Origin of the sequence: Pseudonocardia pini (genome assembly GCF_013870575.1) — a bacterium.
GTDB classification, from domain to species: domain Bacteria; phylum Actinomycetota; class Actinomycetes; order Mycobacteriales; family Pseudonocardiaceae; genus Pseudonocardia; species Pseudonocardia pini.
The window spans coordinates 1-4,733 of record NZ_JACBXB010000425.1 but is presented as its reverse complement, the minus strand read 5'-3'; the positions used below and the strand labels follow the sequence as shown (position 1 = coordinate 4,733).

Here is a 4,733-nt window from a genome sequence, read left to right as displayed (position 1 = left end):
GAGCCCGGCGTCCTCGGCGAGCCCGAGCACCCGCCGGGCCGCCTCGGCGTGCCACGGGTAGTTGGCGTGCAGCCGCAACCAGCCGTCGGCGGTCCGGTGGAAGGCGGACAGGGGGTCGAACGGGTTGCCGGGGCTCACGCCCTCCCGCAGCAGGTACCGCTCGCTGCGCAGCGCCACGGCGGCCTGCCGGGTGTCGATCGCGACGGGCCGGTCGGTGGCTGCGAGCAGGGCCGCCCCGATCGTCGCGGTACCGAACTCGGTGACCGGGAAACGGCTGCTCAGGGTGCGTGGGGGACCCGTCACGCGCAGCCGGTCCACCGCGGCGGGGTCCCCGCCGAGCTCGGCCCACACCTGTCCGATCATCGGCTCCCGATCAGCTGGGCGACGCCGTCGAGGATGCGCTCGAGCCCGAACCGGAACTGCTCGTCCCGGTCCGTGGCCGGGTCCGGTCCCTCTGCGAAGGCGCCGCCGGAGAAGGCGGCGATCACCGCGGGGAACCGGCCCGGGTCGAGGTAGCGGGCGAAGAGGGTCTCGTAGCTGTCGTCGTCGGCGACCTCGGCGTCGTGGAAGGTCGCGTCGCCGAAGACGTGCGCGTTGATCAGCAGGATGACCTGCAGCTTCTCGGGTTCGAGCAGCGGGGTCGCGCGCAGCGTCCGCAGGCCGTACTCCAGCCAGGTCAGCTGGTTGGGGGTCGCGGGCGGGCCCAGGATCGGGAGCGTCTGCAGGATCCAGGGATGGGCGCGCAGCCGCTCCACGGTCCCCCAGGCCCAGCGTTCGACGCCGGTCCGCCAGTCCTCGTCGGCGGCCGGGTCGAAGGTGGTGGGCGGCGGGCCGACCGCCACGTCCTGCATGTGCAGGATCAGCTCCTCCTTGCTCGCGACGTGCCGGTAGAGCGACATGGTGGTGAAGCCGAGCGCCTTGGCCACCCGGCTCATCGACACGGCGGCGAGGCCCTCGGCGTCGGCCAGCGTGATCGCCGCCGCGACGATCCGTCCGAGCGAGAGCCCCTCGCGGGCACCGTCGTACGGGCTCGCCTTCCAGACCGCCTCCAGCGGCGACACCTGCTCGTTCATCGGGGTTGATCCTACGGCCTGTTTATGCCATATACTAAGTGTATGACATACACAGTCGAGGTCGAGGGGCTGCGGAAGTCCTTCGGTGACACGGTCGTGCTGGACGGCATCGACCTGCGCGTCGCGCGCGGGACCGTCGCGGCGCTGCTCGGCCCGAACGGTGCGGGCAAGACCACCACCGTGAAGATCCTGTCCACGCTGCTGCGGCCGGAGGCCGGGCGCGTCCACGTCGCGGGATGCGACGTCCTCGCGCGCCCCGCCGAGGTCCGCCGCCGGATCAGCCTGACCGGCCAGCACGCCACGGTCGACGAGGTGCTCACCGGGCGCGAGAACCTCGTCATGATGGGCAGGCTGCGGCACCTGACCAAGGCCGCCGCCCGGGAGCGGGCGGGCGCGCTCCTGGAGCGGTTCGACCTGGTGGAGGCGGCCGACCGGCGGGTGGCGACCTACTCGGGCGGCATGGCCCGCAGGCTCGACATCGCGCTCGGCCTGGTCGACGACCCGGCGGTGCTGTTCCTCGACGAGCCCACCACGGGGCTGGACCCCCGCGGCCGCCGGGACGTCTGGGACACGGTGGGGGAGCTGGCCGCGTCGGGGGTCACGGTCCTGCTGACCACGCAGTACCTGGAGGAGGCGGACCGGCTGGCGGACTCGATCTCCGTGCTCGCAGGCGGGCGGATCGCCGCCTCCGGGACCGCGGACCAGCTCAAGGCGCTGATCGGCGGGGAGACCGTCGAGCTGGTGCTGCCGGACGCCGGTGCGCTGGCCTCGGCGCTGTCGCTGGCGGAGCTGCGCGGCTACCGGGCGCGGGTGGCGGACCTGTCGCTGCACGTGCCCACGGACGGGACCGCCGCGGAGGTCCGCGAGCTGCTGGAGGTCGTGGCCGGGGTGCCGGTGCTGCGCGTCGCGGTCCACCGACCCACGCTCGACGACGTCTTCCTCGCCCTGACCGAGCAGGCGGTCCCGGCATGAGCGTCTACTCCCGCACGCCCGGCCCGGTCCTCGACGTCGGGGTCCTGCTCGGCCGCAGCCTGCGCCACTCCGCCCGCAGCATCGACGCCACCATCTCGGCGATCGTGCTGCCGCTGCTGATCCTGTGCGTGTTCGTCTACATCTTCGGGGGCGCGCTGGAGGCGGGCACCCCGGACTACCTGAACTACGTCGTCCCCGGCGTCATCGTGCTGTGCGCGGCGTTCGGGTCGGCGTCGACGGCGGTGTCGGTCAACGAGGACATGACCTCCGGGGTGATCGACCGGCTGCGGTCGCTGCCGGTCGTCGGGTCGGCGGTGCTGGCCGCGCACGTCGTGGCCAGCGTCGTGCGCAACGTCGTCTCGACCGCCGTGGTCCTCGGCGTCTCGCTGCTGATGGGGTTCCGGCCGGTCGCGGGGGTCGCGGACTGGCTGCTCGCGGCGGGTGTCCTGGTGCTGTTCATGGCGGGGGTCTCGGCGCTGTCGGCGGCCTTCGGGCTGGTGGTGAGCAGTGCCGAGGCGGCAGGGGCGCTGTCCTTCGTGCTGCTCTTCCTGCCCTACGTGAGCAGCGGGTTCGTCCCGCCGGAGACCATGCCCGCCGTGCTGCGCGGCTTCGCCGAGTACCAGCCCGTCACACCGCTGATCGAGTCGGTCCGCGGGCTCCTGCTCGGGCTGCCGGTCGGCTCCTCGCTGGGCCACGCGGTGCTCTGGTGGGGCGGGTTCCTGCTGGTCGGAGTGGTGGCGGCGGGGGTGTTGTTCCGGCGGCGGGCGGGTCGGTGACTACCCTCGCCGGTGTGCGACTGAGTCAGTTCCGGACCCTCCTGCACGACGAGTTCGGCGAGATCCGCGGCCGCTCGCTGGCGCGCGACCACGTGTTCGCCGAGCTCGGCGGGCGCAGCGCCGAGCAGGCGATCGAGGCGGGCATCGACCCGAAACGGGTCTGGGAGGTCATCTGCCAGGCCTACGACGTGCCCGCCGAACGACGGCTGGGTCGGGACTGAGCACGCCGCCGCCGCTCGGCGCGGCAGGGTAGCCGATCGGCGTGTCGGGGTCGGTCTCGAACACGTGTTCGTATAGCGTGTGTCCACAGAACGCCCCGGTTGTGGACAGCGGGGGCGCGAGTTCGGGAACTGTCGGTGGGACCGAATACGGTTCGTCCGTGGCTCCCCGGAAGTCGTCGAACACAGCGAACACAGGTCCCTCCCGCACCGAGCGAGGTAGTCAGATGAGCACTCCCGACCGCGAGAAGGCGCTCCAGCTCGCCCTCGCCCAGATCGAGAAGAACCACGGCAAGGGTTCGGTCATGCGCCTGGGGGACGACACCCGTCCCCCGATCGGCGTGATCCCCACCGGGTCGATCGCGCTCGACGTCGCACTCGGCGTCGGCGGCTTCCCGCGCGGCCGCGTCGTGGAGATCTACGGCCCGGAGTCCAGCGGTAAGACCACGGTCGCGCTGCATGCCGTGGCCAGCGCGCAGGCCGCGGGCGGCACCGCCGCGTTCATCGACGCGGAGCACGCGCTGGACCCGGAGTACGCCAAGGCCCTCGGTGTGAACACCGACGAGCTGCTGGTCTCCCAGCCGGACACCGGCGAGCAGGCGCTGGAGATCGCGGACATGCTGATCCGCTCCGGCGCGCTGGACATCATCGTGATCGACTCGGTGGCCGCGCTCGTGCCGCGCGCCGAGATCGAGGGCGAGATGGGCGACAGCCACGTCGGCCTGCAGGCCCGGCTGATGAGCCAGGCCCTGCGGAAGATCACCGGCGCGCTGAGCACCTCCGGCACCACGATGATCTTCATCAACCAGCTCCGCGAGAAGATCGGCGTGATGTTCGGGTCCCCGGAGACCACGACGGGTGGCAAGGCGCTCAAGTTCTACGCGTCCGTCCGCCTGGACATCCGCCGGATCGAGACGCTGAAGGACGGCACCGACATGGTCGGCAGCCGCACCCGCGTCAAGGTCGTGAAGAACAAGGTGGCGCCGCCGTTCAAGCAGGCGGAGTTCGACGTGCTGTACGGCGTCGGCATCAGCCGCGAGGGTTCGCTGATCGACGTCGGCGTGGAGCAGGGGATCATCCGCAAGTCGGGTGCCTGGTACACCTACGAGGGCGACCAGATGGGGCAGGGCAAGGAGAACGCCCGCAAGTTCCTCAAGGAGAACCCGGACATCGCCGCGGAGGTCGAGAAGCGGATCAAGGAGAAGCTCGGCATCGGCGCGGTGCTCGATGCGGATGCGGAGACCGTCGAGCCCGTCCCGGCCCCGGTCGACTTCTGACCGTGGTGTCCGGCACGACCCCGGAGCAGCCGGAGCGGCCCCTCCAGGCCGCCCCGGCCCGCCACCGGCTCTCCATGGAGGACCTCGAGCCGGCCGCCCCCGCGCGGGCGCCGGTGGCGTCCTTCGACGAGGAGCCCGCCGTCGTCGCGGTCAGGGTCGCGGACTTCGGGGCGGCCCCCGCCGCAGGTGACGGGGTCGGTGTCGAGGCCGGGGGCGAGCCCGGTGACGGGGTGGCGGCCGAGCAGCAGGCTCGCGAGACGCTGCTCGTCGGGTTCGACGAGCTCGAACCGGCTCCCGACCGACAACATCCGCCCGCCGAGCTGGGTGCGCTCACCGAGGCATCCGGCGACGCACCGCAGCTCACGATGGACGACCTGCGCTTCGGCCGCCGCGGCGCCCGTGCCGACCGCGGTGCCC

General features: G+C 72.4%; 6 protein-coding genes and 1 pseudogene. 5 read left to right on the top strand and 2 right to left on the bottom strand.

Going from position 1 to position 4,733, the window contains the following annotated elements:
* Both H5J29_RS21320 and H5J29_RS21315 read right to left on the bottom strand, forming a co-directional pair.
* Positions 1-363 (bottom strand): annotated as a pseudogene (locus tag H5J29_RS21320) (CoA transferase); the annotation flags it as partial.
* Positions 360-1,073 (bottom strand): TetR/AcrR family transcriptional regulator, encoded by a 714-nt coding sequence (locus H5J29_RS21315; protein WP_181782817.1) that lies wholly within the window; start codon positions 1,071-1,073, stop codon positions 360-362. The gene H5J29_RS21315 and the pseudogene H5J29_RS21320, both read right to left, overlap by 4 nt.
* 42 nt (positions 1,074-1,115) lie before the next feature.
* Here H5J29_RS21315 and H5J29_RS21310 point away from each other — a divergent pair, with 42 nt between their 5' ends.
* The 5 genes from H5J29_RS21310 to H5J29_RS21290 all read left to right on the top strand — a co-directional run.
* The gene (locus H5J29_RS21310; RefSeq protein WP_181782816.1) at positions 1,116-2,045 is read left to right on the top strand and encodes an ATP-binding cassette domain-containing protein; all 930 of its coding nucleotides are present in this window, start codon (positions 1,116-1,118) and stop codon (positions 2,043-2,045) included.
* Positions 2,042-2,821, top strand: coding sequence for an ABC transporter permease (locus H5J29_RS21305; protein WP_181782815.1), 780 nt, complete (start codon positions 2,042-2,044; stop codon positions 2,819-2,821). The genes H5J29_RS21310 and H5J29_RS21305 overlap by 4 nt, the downstream gene beginning before the upstream one ends.
* Positions 2,822-2,835: 14 nt before the next feature.
* Complete coding sequence (locus H5J29_RS21300) at positions 2,836-3,042, top strand: DUF3046 domain-containing protein (RefSeq protein WP_181782814.1); 207 nt, start codon at positions 2,836-2,838, stop codon at positions 3,040-3,042.
* A gap of 224 nt (positions 3,043-3,266) precedes the next feature.
* Positions 3,267-4,316, top strand: coding sequence for a recombinase RecA (recA, locus tag H5J29_RS21295; protein WP_181782813.1), 1,050 nt, complete (start codon positions 3,267-3,269; stop codon positions 4,314-4,316).
* Between the two features lie 2 nt (positions 4,317-4,318).
* Positions 4,319-4,733, top strand: a 415-nt coding sequence (locus tag H5J29_RS21290; protein ID WP_220187727.1) for a hypothetical protein, incomplete at its 3' end; no start/stop codon positions are given.